This window comes from Hymenobacter roseosalivarius DSM 11622, from assembly GCF_900176135.1.
GTDB lineage: Bacteria > Bacteroidota > Bacteroidia > Cytophagales > Hymenobacteraceae > Hymenobacter > Hymenobacter roseosalivarius.
The window spans coordinates 173363-188294 of the sequence record NZ_FWWW01000091.1 but is presented as its reverse complement, the minus strand read 5'-3'; the positions used below and the strand labels follow the sequence as shown (position 1 = coordinate 188294).

Annotated in this window: 14 protein-coding genes and 1 pseudogene; 9 read left to right on the top strand and 6 right to left on the bottom strand. The window is 58.7% G+C overall.

Going from position 1 to position 14932, the window contains the following annotated elements; genetic code table 11:
- Window positions 1-86: 86 nt before the first annotated feature.
- The 6 genes and pseudogenes from B9A24_RS17125 to B9A24_RS17100 form a co-directional block, all read right to left on the bottom strand.
- Entirely contained in the window at window positions 87-1226 is a 1140-nt protein-coding gene (locus B9A24_RS17125; protein WP_084447235.1) for an efflux RND transporter periplasmic adaptor subunit, read from the bottom strand.
- Between the two features lie 193 nt (window positions 1227-1419).
- A pseudogene (locus B9A24_RS22775) lies at window positions 1420-2022 on the bottom strand (TolC family protein).
- A gap of 88 nt (window positions 2023-2110) precedes the next feature.
- The gene (locus B9A24_RS22985) at window positions 2111-2374 is read right to left on the bottom strand and encodes a TolC family protein (RefSeq protein WP_084447233.1); all 264 of its coding nucleotides are present in this window, start codon (window positions 2372-2374) and stop codon (window positions 2111-2113) included.
- The gene (locus B9A24_RS17110) at window positions 2322-2810 is read right to left on the bottom strand and encodes a TolC family protein (RefSeq protein WP_084447232.1); all 489 of its coding nucleotides are present in this window, start codon (window positions 2808-2810) and stop codon (window positions 2322-2324) included. The genes B9A24_RS22985 and B9A24_RS17110 overlap by 53 nt, the downstream gene beginning before the upstream one ends.
- Before the next feature lie 74 nt (window positions 2811-2884).
- Window positions 2885-3490 (bottom strand): TetR/AcrR family transcriptional regulator, encoded by a 606-nt coding sequence (locus tag B9A24_RS17105; RefSeq protein WP_084447231.1) that lies wholly within the window; start codon window positions 3488-3490, stop codon window positions 2885-2887.
- Window positions 3491-3803: 313 nt separating this feature from the next.
- Window positions 3804-4241, bottom strand: coding sequence for a hypothetical protein (locus B9A24_RS17100; RefSeq protein ID WP_143434997.1), 438 nt, complete (start codon window positions 4239-4241; stop codon window positions 3804-3806).
- Between the two features lie 190 nt (window positions 4242-4431).
- Between B9A24_RS17100 and B9A24_RS17095 the strand changes: the two genes are divergently transcribed.
- From B9A24_RS17095 to B9A24_RS17055, 9 genes are all read left to right on the top strand, one after another.
- Complete coding sequence (locus B9A24_RS17095) at window positions 4432-7530, top strand: PD-(D/E)XK nuclease family protein (protein ID WP_084447229.1); 3099 nt, start codon at window positions 4432-4434, stop codon at window positions 7528-7530.
- Between the two features lie 199 nt (window positions 7531-7729).
- Entirely contained in the window at window positions 7730-8164 is a 435-nt protein-coding gene (locus B9A24_RS17090; protein ID WP_084447228.1) for a nucleoside deaminase, read from the top strand.
- Window positions 8165-8299: 135 nt separating this feature from the next.
- A complete protein-coding gene (locus B9A24_RS17085; RefSeq protein WP_084447227.1) occupies window positions 8300-8605 on the top strand; it encodes a hypothetical protein in 306 nt (101 codons plus the stop codon).
- A gap of 1 nt (window position 8606) precedes the next feature.
- Window positions 8607-8975, top strand: a complete 369-nt coding sequence (locus tag B9A24_RS17080) for a hypothetical protein (protein WP_084447226.1) — start codon at window positions 8607-8609, stop codon at window positions 8973-8975.
- A 58-nt stretch (window positions 8976-9033) separates the two neighbouring features.
- Window positions 9034-9999: a mechanosensitive ion channel family protein gene (locus B9A24_RS17075; protein ID WP_084447225.1), complete on the top strand. Its 966-nt coding sequence runs from the start codon at window positions 9034-9036 to the stop codon at window positions 9997-9999.
- Between the two features lie 121 nt (window positions 10000-10120).
- On the top strand, window positions 10121-10945 hold the full coding sequence (locus tag B9A24_RS17070; RefSeq protein WP_084447224.1) for a mechanosensitive ion channel family protein: 825 nt from the start codon (window positions 10121-10123) through the stop codon (window positions 10943-10945).
- 99 nt (window positions 10946-11044) lie between these two features.
- Window positions 11045-12823 carry a chloride channel protein gene (locus tag B9A24_RS17065; RefSeq protein ID WP_143434996.1) on the top strand — a complete coding sequence of 593 codons (1779 nt, stop codon included), beginning with the start codon at window positions 11045-11047 and terminating at the stop codon, window positions 12821-12823.
- A gap of 84 nt (window positions 12824-12907) precedes the next feature.
- Window positions 12908-14224, top strand: a complete 1317-nt coding sequence (locus B9A24_RS17060) for a DUF2254 domain-containing protein (protein ID WP_084447222.1) — start codon at window positions 12908-12910, stop codon at window positions 14222-14224.
- A 123-nt stretch (window positions 14225-14347) separates the two neighbouring features.
- A complete protein-coding gene (locus B9A24_RS17055) occupies window positions 14348-14884 on the top strand; it encodes a DUF421 domain-containing protein (RefSeq protein ID WP_084447221.1) in 537 nt (178 codons plus the stop codon).
- The last annotated feature ends 48 nt before the right edge of the window (window positions 14885-14932 follow it).

Sequence of the window (14932 nt, the reverse complement as noted above, 5' to 3'; positions counted from 1 at the left end):
CTAACCTCACGACCGCACGCGAGATGCTTCGCTGTGCTCTGCATGACCGCCTTCAAAGCAACACGACCGGCTGTTTAAGCACTTTATTACTTGGCGGCTACGGGCACGGCGGATTCATCGATTTTCACCACCGCGCCCTCACGCAGATTCTGCACGCCTTCGGTCACGATAACCTCGTCGGCTTTCAAACCCTGGCGTACCACTACTTTATCCTTTACCCGCGTGCCGGTCAGCACTTTGCGCTGGTTCACCTTGCTGCTGTCGCCGACCACATACACGAAAAACTCGCCCATCTGCTCCGTCACAGCTTTATAAGGAATGACGAGCTGGCGGCCGGTATCCTCGTTCAACACCCGCACGGTGGCGTTCATGCCAGCGCGCAGCGTGCGTTCGGCGTTCGGGAATTGCAGGCGCACCATGATGGTGCCGGTCTGGGGGTCCACGGCCCTATCGATGGTGTTGATTTTGCCCGGCGCGGGGTACGTCTCCTCCCCTGCCAATACCAGCGTGAACAGGGAGTCAGAATTGCCCCCCGCCGCGCGCTCAAACCTGGAAAAGCGCGGAATCAGCTGCTCGTTCACGGGAAAATCGACGGCAATGGGGCTATCAGAAGAAATGGTGTTTAGCAAGGTCGTGCCGGGCGTCACGAGGGAGCCGAGCTTTACCTGGGCCAGGCCGATGGTACCGGCAAATGGCGCGACGAGCACCGAGCGGCGCAAGTCGGTGGCGGCATTGGCGAGGTTGGCCTGGGCGTTGGCTATCTGGGCCTGGGCGTTGGCGACGTCGGTGGCGGCATAGTCGACGCGCTGGCGGGCAATGGCGTCCTGCTCGGCCAGGCGGTTGTAGCGCTCGGCATCCTTGGCGGCTTTCTGGTAGTTGGCCTGGGTGATGCGCAGCTGGGCCTGGGCCGACTGGTACGCCGCCGCATAGCGGCTTTGGTCAATCTCGTAGAGCCGCTGGCCCTTGGTTACCCGCTGGCCATCCCGCACGTAGCTTTTGGTCAGGTAGCCACTCACTTCGGCCCGCAGCTCCACCTCGTTCAGCGGCACCACCGTGCCAGGGTAGGTGTCGATGCCCACTACGCTTTCTTCAGTCACTTTATGCACCGATACGGGCACGGCCACCGGAGCCGCGCTCTGCGCGGCCTCCTCTTTCTTTGCGCCGCAGGCCGTGGCCGCGACGGAGCCGATAACAAAGGGTAGCAGCCGGACTAGATTCCACTTCATGGGGTAGATGTTTGTAAAGTAATAAGGCATTTTAAACGCCCTGGGGGGCATTTTTAATTGAGTTCTCCGCCACTGTAGAGACGCGTATTCGCGTCTCCTCGTTGAACGACCGGCGCCGCGTCTTTCGAATAGTTAGCCTAAACAATGACTGCGACGATTGAGACGCGAATACGCGTCTCTACAGTGGTTTATATTAGTTTAAAGCAATGGTACCCAGCGCCCGCTCCACGTCCAGCTTGCTGGCCAGCACCGCGAAAAGCGAATTGTAATAGTTAAGCTGCGACGTCCGCAAATCGGTTTCGGCCACAATTACTTCCAGATAGGTCTTGATGCCTTCATCGTATTGCAGCTTCACGATGCCGTATATTTCCTGGGCGTCGCGGGCGTTTTCCTGCTGGGTAGCCAGGTCGTTGAGGGCACTTTTGTAGGTTGCCAGCGCCTGCTCATACTCCGAGTTGATCTAGTTTTTGGTATCGAATAAGTCCAGGTCGAGGCGCTCATCCCGCAGCTCCTCGATTTTCAGATTCTGCGTGCGGCGCGTGCCCGTAAAAATGGGCAGGGCCAGCTGCAAACCCGCCTGAGAGTTAGGAAACGCGCGGTCGTACAGGGCCGCGAAGTCGTTGTTCTGGTACACGCGGTTGTAATTGACAAAGCCCGAGAGCGAGGGCAGAAAGCCCAGGCGGTAATAGTCAATGTTCAGGCGCTGGAGCTTCTTCTGGGTCAGGAGCTGCTGCACCTCAATGCGGTTTTCGAAAGCCAGCTGCTGGGTGGTATCCAGGCGGGTTTGCTGAATCATCTGGGCCGTGTCGTAGGCCAGGGCCAGGCTGTTTTCGGGCGCGTAGCCCATGAGCTGCTTGAGGGTGGCATATTTGCCCTTCAACGACTCAGCCAGCCGTGGTTTTGCGCTGGGCGCGGGCATTCTTCACCGAAATAGACGCCCGCTTGTAGTCAATCTTGTCGGCGATGCCCACCTCGTACTGCGCGAAGGCATCTTTGAGCTGTTTTTCCTGGCGCACGATGGCCTCATCCAGAATGCGCAGCTGCTCCTGGGTCAGCAGAATATCGTAGAAGGCCTTGCTCACGTTGGTCACCACGTCAATCTTGAAGGCAGTGGTGTTCTGGCTGTTGTTCAGGCGCACGAAGCGCATAGAGCGGGCCGCCAATAGCACGTCTGTTGCTATACAATAGCTGGGTGCCCTGCAAGCCAATGGTGGAAGTATTATTCAGGCCAATACGCACCAGCTGCTGCCCGGCCGTGGGGTCCTGAAAGTTGGGAAGCACGGTGGTAGGCAGAATCAGGTTGCGGGTATAGGAGCCCACGCCCTGCACCTGGGGCAGCCAATCCGATAAGCCAAGGCGGGTTTGCCGCTCGCCAATGGCTTCATCGATAAAGGATTGGCGCACCAGCGGCTGATTGCGCAGGGCAAACTGTACGCACTCCTGCAAGGTGGCATTGGCCGACAACGTCGGCGGCGCGCCCGCCTTGCCCGACTGCGCCCACCCAAGCCACGGGCCACCCACTAGCGCTAAGCTTACCAGAAATACACGGCTCAGAAACTGCTGGGGGGCAAAAAAATGCTTCATCACGTAATCAATTCAAACTAAAAAAGCAGCCGGCGCACCCATGTTTCACCACTTGACGCGCTGGGGGGCATTTTTCAAAAAGTGAACAGGTAGCTCATCAGCATATCAATGACGATGTCCTTATGCCGACGCGTAAATTCCTCGTGGGCTGCCTGATCGAACGCGGCTATTTCCATGGTAATAGGTCGCGACAAGTGTAGAAACTGGATGTTGGCCATAAGTAGCTGCAACACATGCAAGGGCGGCACCGGCCGGATCTGGCCTTCGTCGATGGCCTGCTGCATCTGACGCAGAAAGAAAAACACCGGCCGGTCCTTGCTCGGGGGCGTCAGCAGATCGGGGTGGCGGCGCAGCTCAGAGAGCAGAAAAAGCGGCAAGTCGGGGTTGGCGGCAAACAAGCTGAAGTGAGCCTCCACCAGCAGCGGAAGCTTATCGCGCAGGTCTATAGGCTGGGCCATAATGGCGTAAATCTGCTGGAAGAACTCCCGGTGCACATCCTCAAAAATCAGCCGAAACAGCTTCTCTTTACTGCGGAAGTAATAGTTGGTCAGGGCCTGATTGATGCCGGCTACCTCCGCTATATCGCGGGTAGTAGTACCATCAAAGCCCTTCTCCATAAACACCTTGCGCGCCGCTTCTTTGATTTTTTGTTCCGTGCACTGCGGGTTTTCGTCGGCCATAAACAAGTTAGGTCAATACGCATTGGTCACTACCTCTGCCCCAGGCGCACCTGCTTTAGCTTGGTATAGCGGCGTGAGGAGTATAAACTCCTTATTTGTAAAGATGTTTTAATCAAGTGATTAATTTTTTTGCTGTGAGATGTAACCCAAGCACTTATAAGGCTCTATACGATTATCCGCTTACTGGTGACCTTTGATAAGGCGTGGAGCCTACCATCAGGCACACAATCAAATGAATGCAAGAAGGCCCGGCAAGTGGCCGGGCCTTCTGAGTTACTTGGTAAGCGTGGAGCTGCGCGGCTAGGGTCTTTCTCTATTCCTTCACCCACACGCCGAGCTTTTTCTTTTGAGCGTACAGCTCGGCCAGCCGGACCTGCAGCATAAACTCTTCGTATTCCTTTTTGCTAACGTGGGTCTTGACTCCGGCTTTGGGTTTTTGCATGGTACCGCCCGGAAAGCACCCGTTTTGAATCAAATAAAGGTTGAGGTTGTCGTCTTTGTCGACCAGCCAGCAGTACGTCATGCTGGAGTTAGACGACCCCAGCATGGTAGATTCGATGGTGGAAACGGGTATTACCCGCGCCGTGGGGTGTTGCTTTATCCAACTGGCAATCAGCGTGTCGGTGGTCTTGGCGCGGCGGCTTTTGTAAAAACCGGTGCCCAGCAGGCAGTAGGCAAGGGTGCTGTCTTTCTTGGGGGCACCAAAAATGGATTTAAATTTAAACTCCACCACCGGGCGCGTACGACCCATTTGCGCAAAGCTGGCCGAGCTTATGAACAATAGAATACCAAGAAGTAAAAATCGCTTCATATGCAAGAACAAGCTGTAATAATTGCACTTAATCAGCACACCCGCACAATTCATGCCTTTATAAAAAACGGTGTAGGCACCTGCCTGATTTAATAGTTGACTGCTTATAGTTTATAAATTTTCCAACAAAATGCCCCCCAGCACTTCTGCTCCCGTCACCCCCGCTTCCCTGGCTCCTGCTGCCACTAGCAATGCCCCCATGCCTTTTCTGACCCAGGCAGCCCGCGACTTAGTGACGCGCTATCCGGGCTCAGAGCTGTCGGATGTGGTGGTGGTGGTGCCCACGCGGCGGGCGGTAGTGTACCTCAAAAATGAGCTGGCCCTGGCCACCGAAGTAGGTACGGCGCTGTGGAGCCCGCGCATCGCGGCCATGGAAGACTACATGGTAGAGCTGGCGGGCGTGCAGGTGGAGGAGCCCATTGCCTTGCAGCTCCTGCTGTTCGACATTCTGCGTGATATTGACAAGAAGCTGGATTTCGACCAGTTCGTAGGCTGGTCGGGGCTGCTGCTGCAGGATTTTTCCAACCTCGACCAGAATCTGGCTGAGCCATCCAAGGTCTTCGATTACCTCACCGAGGCCAAAGCCCTAGAGCGCTGGGCGCTGGAGCAGATGCCCGCGCCTTCCACCACTACAGTCGCCTACTTCCGCTTCTGGGACGACCTGGAAAAAGTGTACTGGCGCCTACGTAAGCGTATGGAGCAGCAAGGCGTGGCCTACCCCGGCCTGGCCTACCGCCTGGCCGTGGAGCATGTGCAGGACATGCTGAATAATGGCCAAAAAGCCCCCCAGCACGTCTTTTTGGGTTTGGGTTCATTATCCAAAGCCGAAGAAAAGCTTATTCGCCTGCTGCTCAAGCAAGGCCGGGCCGAAGTGCGCTTCGATGGCGACGCATTTTATTTGGAGCAGGACTCGCCCAACCGTGCCGGCCAGCACCTGCGCCGCTACCGCCAGCAGTGGGATTTGCCCCCCGAGAGCTTCACCAGCACCACTGGCGCCCTCCCCGACTTGCTGCGTACGCTGCCCCGCGAAATTCAGTTTGTGGGCGTGGCCAACGCCAGCATGCAGGGCAAAGTAGCCGGCCAACTGCTGGCCGCCTCCCGCCTCCGGAACCCGCGGGCCAAAGTGGCCATCGTGCTGCCCGACGAGACGCTGCTGCTGCCCGTGCTGCATGGCTTGCCCCCCGAGGCGGTGCCCGAGTACAACGTGACGATGGGTTTGAGCTTCCAGAGCACGCCGCTGTTTAACCTGGTCGATCTGCTGTTCGAGGTACACCTGACCGGCATCCGGGAGGGCTCGGCCGAGACGGGCTACGGCGTGCCGCGCTACCATCATCTGGCCGTCACCAAGCTCCTGCAGCACCCGTTTCTGCGCCGCTACCAGCAGTGGCTCGACAAGCAGGAAAATGCCCCCCAGTACCACGGCCTGCTCGAAAACGTCTGCAACCAGATCATCAAGCGCAACGCGGTGCTGCTGCCGGCCAGCGAGCTGTTGCAGCTGGGCCGGCAGCACCCGCTCATCGAGGCGCTGTTTGCCACCTGGGACACCTGCGACGACATCATCACGGCCTGCTACACACTCATTGATTTGCTCAAAAAAGCGTACCAGGACCAGCATTCGGCTGTTGAAGCGGAGTATCTGTACCTGTTTTTTACCCTTGTCAAGCGCCTGGATTCGGTCTTCGATTGCCGGGAGCAGCGGCTGTCGGTGCGCTCATTCCGGCGGTTTCTGTACGAGCAGATGGCCCGCACCCGCCTGCCCTTCAGCGGCGAGCCGATTGCGGATGTGCAGGTCATGGGTTTGCTCGAAACCCGCGCCCTCGACTTCGACCACGTCATCATTCTGAGCTGCAACGAGAACGTGCTGCCCGCCCCCAAGCGCAGCAATTCCCTCTTTCCCTACGACGTGCTGCGTGAGTTCAACCTGCCCACCTATGCCGACCACGAAGCCGCCACCGCCCACCAGTTCTGGCGTCTGCTCCAGCGCGCCCGCCAGGTAGATCTGCTGCATGTGCTGCCAGGGGCTGAAGGCACCCGCACGGGCGAGCGCAGCCGCTTTTTGCTCCAGATTGAGAATGATTTAGCCCCCCAGAACCCGGGCCTGGTGCTGCGGGATGTGGTGGCGACGGTAGGCAACGATTTACCTCACCCCCCAGCCCCCACTCCTCCGGGAGAGGGGGAGCCTCACGTCGACGTTCTGACTGGCTCTTTGGAAAATCGTCAGGCTCCCCCTCTCCCGGAGGAGTGGGGGCCGGGGGGTGAGGCCACCGTCGGTGACCTCCTGCTCGAAAAAGACTCCGAAATGCTCACCGCCCTGCGCGGGGTGCTCATTCGCGGCCTCTCGCCTTCCGCTTTAAATCAATTCCTGAATTGCTCCCTGCAGTTCTATTTCGCGCGGTTGGCCAAGTTTCAGGAGGCGGAGGAAGTGGAGGAAAAGCTGGGGGCCGATGGCTTCGGGACGGTAGTACACGCGGTGCTGGAAAACCTGCTGCGGCCTTTCGCTAAGGAAAAACGCCCCCTGACGGCCGCCGACCTGCCTGCCCTGCTCCAGCAGGTGCCCGCCGAGGTAGCCTCCGCCATGCGCCAGGAAGAAGACGACCGCCACGCCCGCCCCGACGAAGGCCTGAACCATGTCCTGGGTCAGGTGGCGGCCCAGCTCGTGCGCCGCTACCTGGAAGGCCTGCCCGGGCAGGCTGGGGCTCTGCCGCTGCACGTCAATGGCTTAGAGGAGATCCTGCAAGCCACCGTTCCGGTTACCTTGCCCGGCGGCGACACGCTGACCCTGCGCCTCTCCGGCATTGCCGATCGGCTGGATGAGCTGCCCGACGGCCGCCTGCGCGTGGTAGACTATAAAACCGGCCTGGTGCAGGCCCACGAGCTGCGCCTGCAAAAGCGCGGCGAGGACGCCGCCGCCGCCACCCAGCGCCTGCTCACCGACGCCACGCCCGCCGCCGACAAAGTGCGCCAGCTCTGGCTCTACCGCTTCATGCTGGAGCGCACGGGCCGCCCCGCCGCCGATGCCGCCATTATCTCCCTGCGCAACCTCAGCGCCGGCCCCATGACGGCCGAAATGGGCTTCCTGACCGCAGACGGCACCTCCTTCCTCGACAAAGGCCAGGAATTATTGACCAACTTCGTACACCGCATCCTGGACCCGGCCGAGCCGATCCGCAAAACCGATGATTTGACGCGGTGCCAGTATTGCCCGTACCGGGGAATCTGTGCCAGATAAGCGAAGGGGTAAAGGAGCATCTGGCTGGTAGTCGCAGCGCGACGGTATGTAGATAGCTCGTAAGTTCTTTTTACCTTACCCAGAGCCGCGGGGCGGCGGCATACCCGGTCCAACGATTTATGCCGCCGCCCCGCGGCTACCCGGCCAAGTGCTCATTGTTAAATGTTAATTGATAACTGCTCATTCACTCATTGAAATTATGGACGAATTCATGCAAGCCGCCATCGACGAGGCGCGCCAAGGCCGCCAGGAAGGCGGTATTCCAATTGGCGCGGTGCTGGTGCGCGGGGGGCAAATCGTGGCTCGCGGGCGCAACAAGCGGGTGCAGGAAGACAACCCCATCAAGCACGGCGAGATGGACTGCCTCTACAATGCCGGCCGCCAGCGCACTTACCGCGATACGGTGCTCTACACCACCCTCATGCCCTGCTATATGTGCGCGGGCACCATCGTGCAGTTCAAAATTCCGAAAGTGGTAGTGGGTGAGTCGCGCACCTTCGGCGAATCCAGGGAGTTTCTGGAGGCCCACGGCGTAGCGGTCGAAATCGTGGACTCGGAAGAGTGCGTGACGATGATGCGGGAGTTTATTGCGGCCGAGCCCACGCTCTGGAATGAGGACATTATGGAGTTGTAAGCGAAAGCCACACAGCCGCAAACAGGTTAAAAACCGGTTAAAAACACCCAGAAAGGGCCTGGTGCCACCAGAATGGCACTAGGGCCTTTTTGCATTTTATGTAACCCCACCGCCCGTCTCGCGCGTATCCTACGGATGGCTGACACTCCTTTACTTGCTTCCAAAAAATGTCCGAACTGCCAGCAATGGTCGAAGTGGCAGCATAGCCCCGACGACCGCTGCGAGCACTGCGGCGAGCTGCTCGACCCGCGCGCCCGGCAAAGTGCCCTGGAGCGCGCGGAGTTGGAAAACCAGAAAACATCCTCCCTTATTCTGCTCGAAATCAAGCCCGAGGACAAAGGCGTAATCCGCTTTTTCAAAACCATCGTCCGGGGTGGGCAGCTGGCTTTCGCAGCCATCTTGTCCTTCATTGTGTGGGTGGTCACCGTAGCCGCCGGTTGAGATGAAACGCTGGCCCGAATTCCGACATCCGCTGTTCCTCGTTGCCGTATTTCTGTACGTAGGCTACCTCGCAAACCGCTACCTGGTGCATTGGCCCATGCCTACGCTGCTCACCTCCTACCTGGGCGACCTGGCGGCTATGCCCGTGATGCTCAGCCTGGCGCTGGCTGCCCAACGCCGCTTCGTGGTCCGCTCCCGCGCCTTCGTGCTCCCCGATACGTGGCTGATTGCGGCCTGGCTCTACGTATCGCTGTGGTTTGAAGGCATTTTGCCCTACTTCTCGGCCAGGGCCGTAGCCGACCCGTTCGATGTGGTAGCCTATGCTGTGGGCACCGGGCTCTTTCGGTATTGGCTCAACCGGCCGGTCTGAAGCGGCGGGCGGAACATTGGGGAGGCGCGGCGCGTATTTTTTGATTTGCCCCCCGCCTATGTTCGACGAGCTCAACTCGGTCCTGCGCACCTACTGGGCGCAGTTTTTATTCGTACTGCCGCGGCTGCTGGTGGGCGTCGTGCTGCTGCTCATCGTGTGGGTGGTGGCGGGGCGGCTGCGGCTGTTTCTGAACCGCAAGCTGGCCGGCCACTCTGACGACCCGCTGCTTACCTCCTTCCTGACCCAGATTGCCCGCTGGTTTATCGTGCTGGGCGGCCTGCTGCTCTCCCTCCAGATCATCGGGTTTTCGGGGGTGGTGGGCGGCCTGCTGGGAGCGGCGGGCCTATCGGCGTTTCTGGTGGGCTTCGCTTTTAAGGACATCGCCGAGAACTTCCTGGCCGGCGTGATTCTGGCCTTCAACCGCCCTTTTCGCCTCTCCGATACCATCGAGATCCAGGGCGTGATGGGTCGCGTACAGGAGCTGAACATTCGCAGCACCCTGCTCAAGACCTTCGACGGCAAGGACGTCTACATTCCCAACGCAACCATCCTGAAAGAGAAGGTTACCAACTACACCCGCGACGGGTTTATCCGCCAGGACTTTCTGGTGGGCATCGATTTCGACGACGATGTGGCGCGCGCCAGCCGCCTGATCCTGGAGCAGCTGAATCAGGAGGAGGAAGTGCTCAAAAATGCCCCCCACGAGCCCTTCGTCGTGATTGACGAGCTGGCCACCAGCACCGTCAATCTGAAAGTGCTGTTCTGGACCAGCAGCGACGATTACCGGCGCGGGGTGCTGGAATTACGCAGCCGCGTGATGGACCGCACCAAGACCTCGCTGGCCAAAAAAGGCTTCTCGCTGCCGCCCGACATCATTGAGGTGCGCCTGCCCAGCTTCCAGCCGGCCCTGCCCATCGAGCTTATCCGGGGCGACGGGCAGCCGGCCGCGCCGTCGGCCCCCGACGGCCAGCGGCCGGCGCGGCCGGCCCCGGAGCCCCCTCTCCAGGCGGGTACGGCGCCATAAGTCACCGGGGGCATTTTTTTGACCCGGCGGCGGGCCGGTCCTGTACAGCAGCTGATCTGCTTTTCTCTTAAAATGCCCCCCGGTGCCGGGCCGGGGGGCAACTTTTGTTTACTTCTCCCCTATGCTCGACGAACTGAATCAGGTGCTGCTCGATTACTGGCACCAGTTTTTGCACCTGTTACCCAAGCTTCTTATTGCCCTGGTGGTGGTGGCCATCGGGCTGACCGTGGCCAATCATGTGAGTGCCCTGCTGGGCCGCAAGCTCAGACAACGCTCGCACGATGCCCTGCTGGCCGATTTTCTGACCAACTTTACCCGCTGGGCCCTGCTGCTGGCCGGCCTGCTGCTGGCCATGCAGGTGCTGGGCCTGTCGGGGGTGGCGAGTGGCATGCTGGGCGCGGCAGGTCTATCAGCTTTCATCGTGGGCTTTGCCCTCAAGGATATTGCCGAAAACTTTTTGGCTGGCGTGGTGCTGGCCTTCAACCGCCCCTTCCGCATTCATGATACCGTGCAGGTGCGCGATCTGATGGGCGAAGTAGAAGCACTGAACCTGCGCACTACCCTCATCAGAACTTTTGATGGCAAGCACATCTTTCTGCCCAATGCTCTGGTGCTGCGCGAGCCCCTGACCAACTACACCCGCGACGGCTTCATTCGTCAGGACTTCCTGATAAGCGTTGATCTGGGCACCGAACTGACTTCGGATCGGATAGAAGAGTTGCTGCTCAACTACGTGCGCGGCCATAGGGGTGTTGAAACCCGCGACCCGCATACGCCTTATAGTATCGTCGAAAAAATGAGCAGCACTTCCGTCGATCTGCGTATTTTCATCTGGGCTTATTCCGAAGACTACCGGCGGGGCACTCTGGAGCTGAAGAGCGCCTTGCTGAAGGGCAGCAAAGCGATGCTGCAGGCGGAGGGATTCGTTGTTTCGGGGGTTAATTAAGGCGTAATAAGTCTGTGCGTGCTTATTGCTACGTATTGCTTATAACTTGTATAAGTGGCCGGTTTCTTGCGGATTGGGCTCTGCTTTTAGTTGATTTTCATGCCGAAAAGTCCATTTCACCGTCTGTTAAGCCCCTTGTTGCTGTGGCGACTGCGCCACGTCAACGACCGGGTATACCTGATTATGGTGAGCGTGCTGGTGGGACTGCTGGCGGGTTTGGCGGCGGTGGCGCTGAAGAGTTCCGTGCACACGGCCCAGAACCTGCTGTATACCTGGGTACCCGAAGAAAACCGGGTATTTGCCCTGTTTCTATATCCGATGCTGGGCATTGGGCTCACGGTACTCTTTACGCGCTATGCGCTGGGTGGTACGCTTAGTCGCGGCATCGGCCCCATTCTCTATAACATTGCCCGCCAGGGCAGTGTGGTACCGCGCAGCAAGCTGTATTCGCAGGCTATAACCTCCTTTCTCACGGTCACGTTTGGCGGCTCGGCAGGTCTGGAGGCACCTATTTCGGTCACGGGTTCGGCCCTGGGCTCTAATATCGGGCGCATTCTGCGGGTCGGTCGGCGCGAGCGGCGGCTACTGGTGGGGTGCGGCGCGGCGGCTGGGGTGGCAGCCATCTTCAACAGCCCCATTGCAGGTGTGCTGTTCGCGGTAGAAGTAATCCTGTCGGAACTGTCAGCCCCATTTTTTATTCCGCTCCTCATTTCCTCGGCCACGGCCACGGTGGTTTCCAAGGCCCTGTACGCGGGTCAGCCCTTCGTGCTGATTACCACTACCTGGCCGGTGGAGGCCGTGCCGTCTTACCTGATGCTCGGCTTGTTTACCGCGCTGCTGTCGGTGTACATGATTCGCATTTATTTTGCCTCCGATAAATACTTTGAGCGGTTTCCGGGCACTTTTCGCAAGGTGGTCTTTGGCGGCTTCACGCTGGGCATCATGGTATTTTTGTTTCCGCCGCTCTACGGCGAAGGCTACAACATCGTAGAGCTGCTGCTCAATGGCCGGCCGGAGGGCTTGGTGGAAGGCTCTATTTTCGCCGTTTACCGCGATGAGAACGTGTGGCTGCTGCTGCTGGTAGTAGCCAGCAGCATGCTGCTGAAGGTACTGGCTACCTGCGTCACCATCGGCTCGGGCGGCAATGGCGGCATGTTCGGCTCGTCGCTGTTTACGGGGGCGCTGGGGGGCTTTTTGCTGGCGCGGGTGATCAATATGATCGGCTGGTACCCCGTGTCGGAGGTGCATTTCGTGGTGCTGGGTATGGCGGGCACGCTGGCCGGCGTGGTCCATGCGCCCCTCACGGCCATCTTCCTGATTGCGGAGATTACGGGCGGCTACGCCCTGTTCGTGCCCCTGATGGTGGTTACTTCCAGCTCGTATTTGATTACCAAGTATTTCGAGCCCTACTCGGTGTATACCCGCAAGCTGGTGCAGCGCGGCGTTCACATGCACGCCGACCGCGACCGGGGCCTGCTCTCCCAGCTCGAGCCGCTGTCGCTGGTGCAGAACGACTTCGTGCCCGTCCACCCCGAAACAACTCTGGGCGAGCTGGTGGATATTTTTCGCCATGCCACGCGCAACTTGTTTCCGGTGGTCGATGCCGATAACAAACTCGTGGGGGTCGTTTCGCTGGATACGGTGCGCGACGCCCTCTTCGACGATGAGCACTATACTACTACCTACGTCAGCGACCTGATGGTGCCCCCCGTAGCCGTAGTGCACCCGGAGGACAGCCTGCTGGATACGCTCAGCGAGATGGAACACCACGACGTCTGGGCGCTGCCCATGGTTCGCAACGGCCTCTACCTGGGTTTCCTGCTCAAATCCACTATTCTGGCCAATTATCGGCGGCAGCTGCTCAAGGAAATTGAGTAGAGCCCTCGGCCTACTACCCCCTCGCAGGAACAACGCGCCTGGTTGCTTAAACCCTAGCGCATACTCGGCAGTACCTATGAAGGTATGAATCGACTTCGCGCACTCTGGCTGAATCTGAATGCCAGCCTATGGTTTGTCCCGACCCTTATGGTGGCCGGGGCTGTTCTGTTGGCCTTTACCCTGATCTTCGTTGATCTGCGCATAGCGCACGACTGGTTAAAAGATTACCCGCTAGTATTCGGGGCAGGCTCCGATGGTGCCCGCGGCATGCTCACGGCCATTGCGGGCTCCATGATTACGGTGGCGGGCCTGATCTTTTCCCTCACGCTGAGCACGTTGGCCCAGATATCCAGCCAGTACACCCCGCGGGTGCTGCGCAACTTTATGCGCGACCGGGCCAATCAGATGGTACTCGGGTTTTTCGTCAGCATTTTCGTCTACTGCCTTATCGTGCTGCGAACCATCCGGGGCGGCGACGAGGGCAGCTTCATTCCGTCGTTGGCGGTGCTAATGGGCCTGGTGCTGGCTTTGGTCAGTATTGGGGTGCTGATATTTTTTATCCATCACATTGCCTCCTCCATCCAGGCGTCGAACATCGTGCGCAACGCCACCGAGGAAACAGAAGCGGCCATCCAACGCCTGTTTCCTAACGAGCTTGGCCAGGAAGCCAACCCCAGCGAGGCGCAGGAGCTGTTGGAGAAAGCCGGTCAGCTAACGTGGCTGGCCATACCTTCCCATACCAATGGCTACCTGCAGAGTATTGATGAAGAGGGTCTGCTAAAGCTGGCGCGCGACCTGGACGGTGTGGTGCGCATGGAACACGGCATTGGCGGGTTTGTGGCGCGCGGGGCGGCACTGGTATCAGTAGCGAGCTATGGCAATGAAAGGGTGTTGGTTGATGATAAGCTCAAGGATCGGGTGAACGAGCAATTCGGGCTGGGCAGCCAGCGGACCATTGAGCAGGATGCCGGTTTTGGGCTGCGGCAAATCGTGGATATAGCGCTCAAGGCCCTATCGCCGGGCGTTAATGATACCACCACCGCCATTATCAGCGTCGATTACCTCGGCGCCCTACTCGCGCAGCTGGCCGACCGGCGCCTGGCACATCCCCTGCGGGCCGACGACGACCGCGTCCGCGTAATAGCGGTACGCCCCTCGTTCGAGCAGTTCCTGAGCACCGCTTTCGACCAGATCCGGATCTGCGCCGACGGCAACGCGGCCGTGTATCTGCGCATGCTCACGGCCCTGGCCACCATTGAGCAGCGCATCCAAGATCCCAAGCGTAGCCAAGCCCTGCGCCAGCAGAGAGAATTAATCGGTGAAGCAGCCGAGCAGACCCTCCACACCGAATACGAGCGGGCCCAAGTGCGCTTACGTATAGCCAAGCACAAGACCAGTTAGCGGCAACTTACTTTCTAAGCAAGAGGAAAAAGCACCCCGAATGCTAAGTACCTCTACTTGCTGGTGCTTAGTACCGTACACCTATATATACCTGCTATTCCACCTTACCTACCCCCCTATGCTATGGAGCAATTTTTCTTTTCTTCTTGGACGAGTATTATCCGCACCCTGGTAATTGGCTTAGGGGCCTATTCTGGCCTGATTCTGCTGTTGCGCCTATCGGGCAAGCGCACGCTGACTAAGATGAATGCCTTCGACCTGATTGTGACCGTTGCGCTTGGCTCGACGTTGGCCACTGTGCTACTCAATAAAAGCGTCCCCCTGGCAGATGGAATGACTGCATTTGCCTTGCTGATTTTTCTTCAATACCTAATTACGTGGCTCTCCGTTCGATCCAAGACGATAAGTAACCTAGTGAAGTCTGAGCCGACATTGCTGGTGTACCAGGGGGCATTTTTGTCGGCGGCTCTCAAAGCTGAACGCGTTACGGAGGCAGAAATTCTGGCCGGCCTACGCGAGCAAGGAGTAGCGAGCATGACTGATGCTGCGGCAGTAATTTTAGAAACCGGGGGCGACCTGAGCATTCTCAAAAACACCACCCACGGCCCACAATCAACACTACAGGACGTGCCCATGAGTCGGGCGAAAAAAGTAAGCTGAGGGCGCTCTTATTCAGTCATCTAATAAAGCTGTTTAGTACTTCGCTTT

Excerpts from the sequence above, each read along its gene's own strand:
- B9A24_RS17070 (WP_084447224.1), top strand. The coding sequence starts at position 10,121 with ATGCTCGACGAACTGAATCAGGTGCTGCTCGATTACTGGCACCAGTTT.
- B9A24_RS17090 (WP_084447228.1), top strand. The coding sequence starts at position 7,730 with ATGGACGAATTCATGCAAGCCGCCATCGACGAGGCGCGCCAAGGCCGC.
- B9A24_RS22985 (WP_084447233.1), bottom strand. The coding sequence starts at position 2,374 with ATGCGCTTCGTGCGCCTGAACAACAGCCAGAACACCACTGCCTTCAAG.
- B9A24_RS17125 (WP_084447235.1), bottom strand. The coding sequence starts at position 1,226 with ATGAAGTGGAATCTAGTCCGGCTGCTACCCTTTGTTATCGGCTCCGTC.
- B9A24_RS17095 (WP_084447229.1), top strand. The coding sequence starts at position 4,432 with ATGCCCCCCAGCACTTCTGCTCCCGTCACCCCCGCTTCCCTGGCTCCT.
- B9A24_RS17075 (WP_084447225.1), top strand. The coding sequence starts at position 9,034 with ATGTTCGACGAGCTCAACTCGGTCCTGCGCACCTACTGGGCGCAGTTT.
- B9A24_RS17100 (WP_143434997.1), bottom strand. The coding sequence starts at position 4,241 with ATGGGTCGTACGCGCCCGGTGGTGGAGTTTAAATTTAAATCCATTTTT.
- B9A24_RS17060 (WP_084447222.1), top strand. The coding sequence starts at position 12,908 with ATGAATCGACTTCGCGCACTCTGGCTGAATCTGAATGCCAGCCTATGG.
- B9A24_RS17055 (WP_084447221.1), top strand. The coding sequence starts at position 14,348 with ATGGAGCAATTTTTCTTTTCTTCTTGGACGAGTATTATCCGCACCCTG.
- B9A24_RS17105 (WP_084447231.1), bottom strand. The coding sequence starts at position 3,490 with ATGGCCGACGAAAACCCGCAGTGCACGGAACAAAAAATCAAAGAAGCG.
- B9A24_RS17110 (WP_084447232.1), bottom strand. The coding sequence starts at position 2,810 with ATGAAGCATTTTTTTGCCCCCCAGCAGTTTCTGAGCCGTGTATTTCTG.
- B9A24_RS17085 (WP_084447227.1), top strand. The coding sequence starts at position 8,300 with ATGGCTGACACTCCTTTACTTGCTTCCAAAAAATGTCCGAACTGCCAG.
- B9A24_RS17065 (WP_143434996.1), top strand. The coding sequence starts at position 11,045 with ATGCCGAAAAGTCCATTTCACCGTCTGTTAAGCCCCTTGTTGCTGTGG.
- B9A24_RS17080 (WP_084447226.1), top strand. The coding sequence starts at position 8,607 with ATGAAACGCTGGCCCGAATTCCGACATCCGCTGTTCCTCGTTGCCGTA.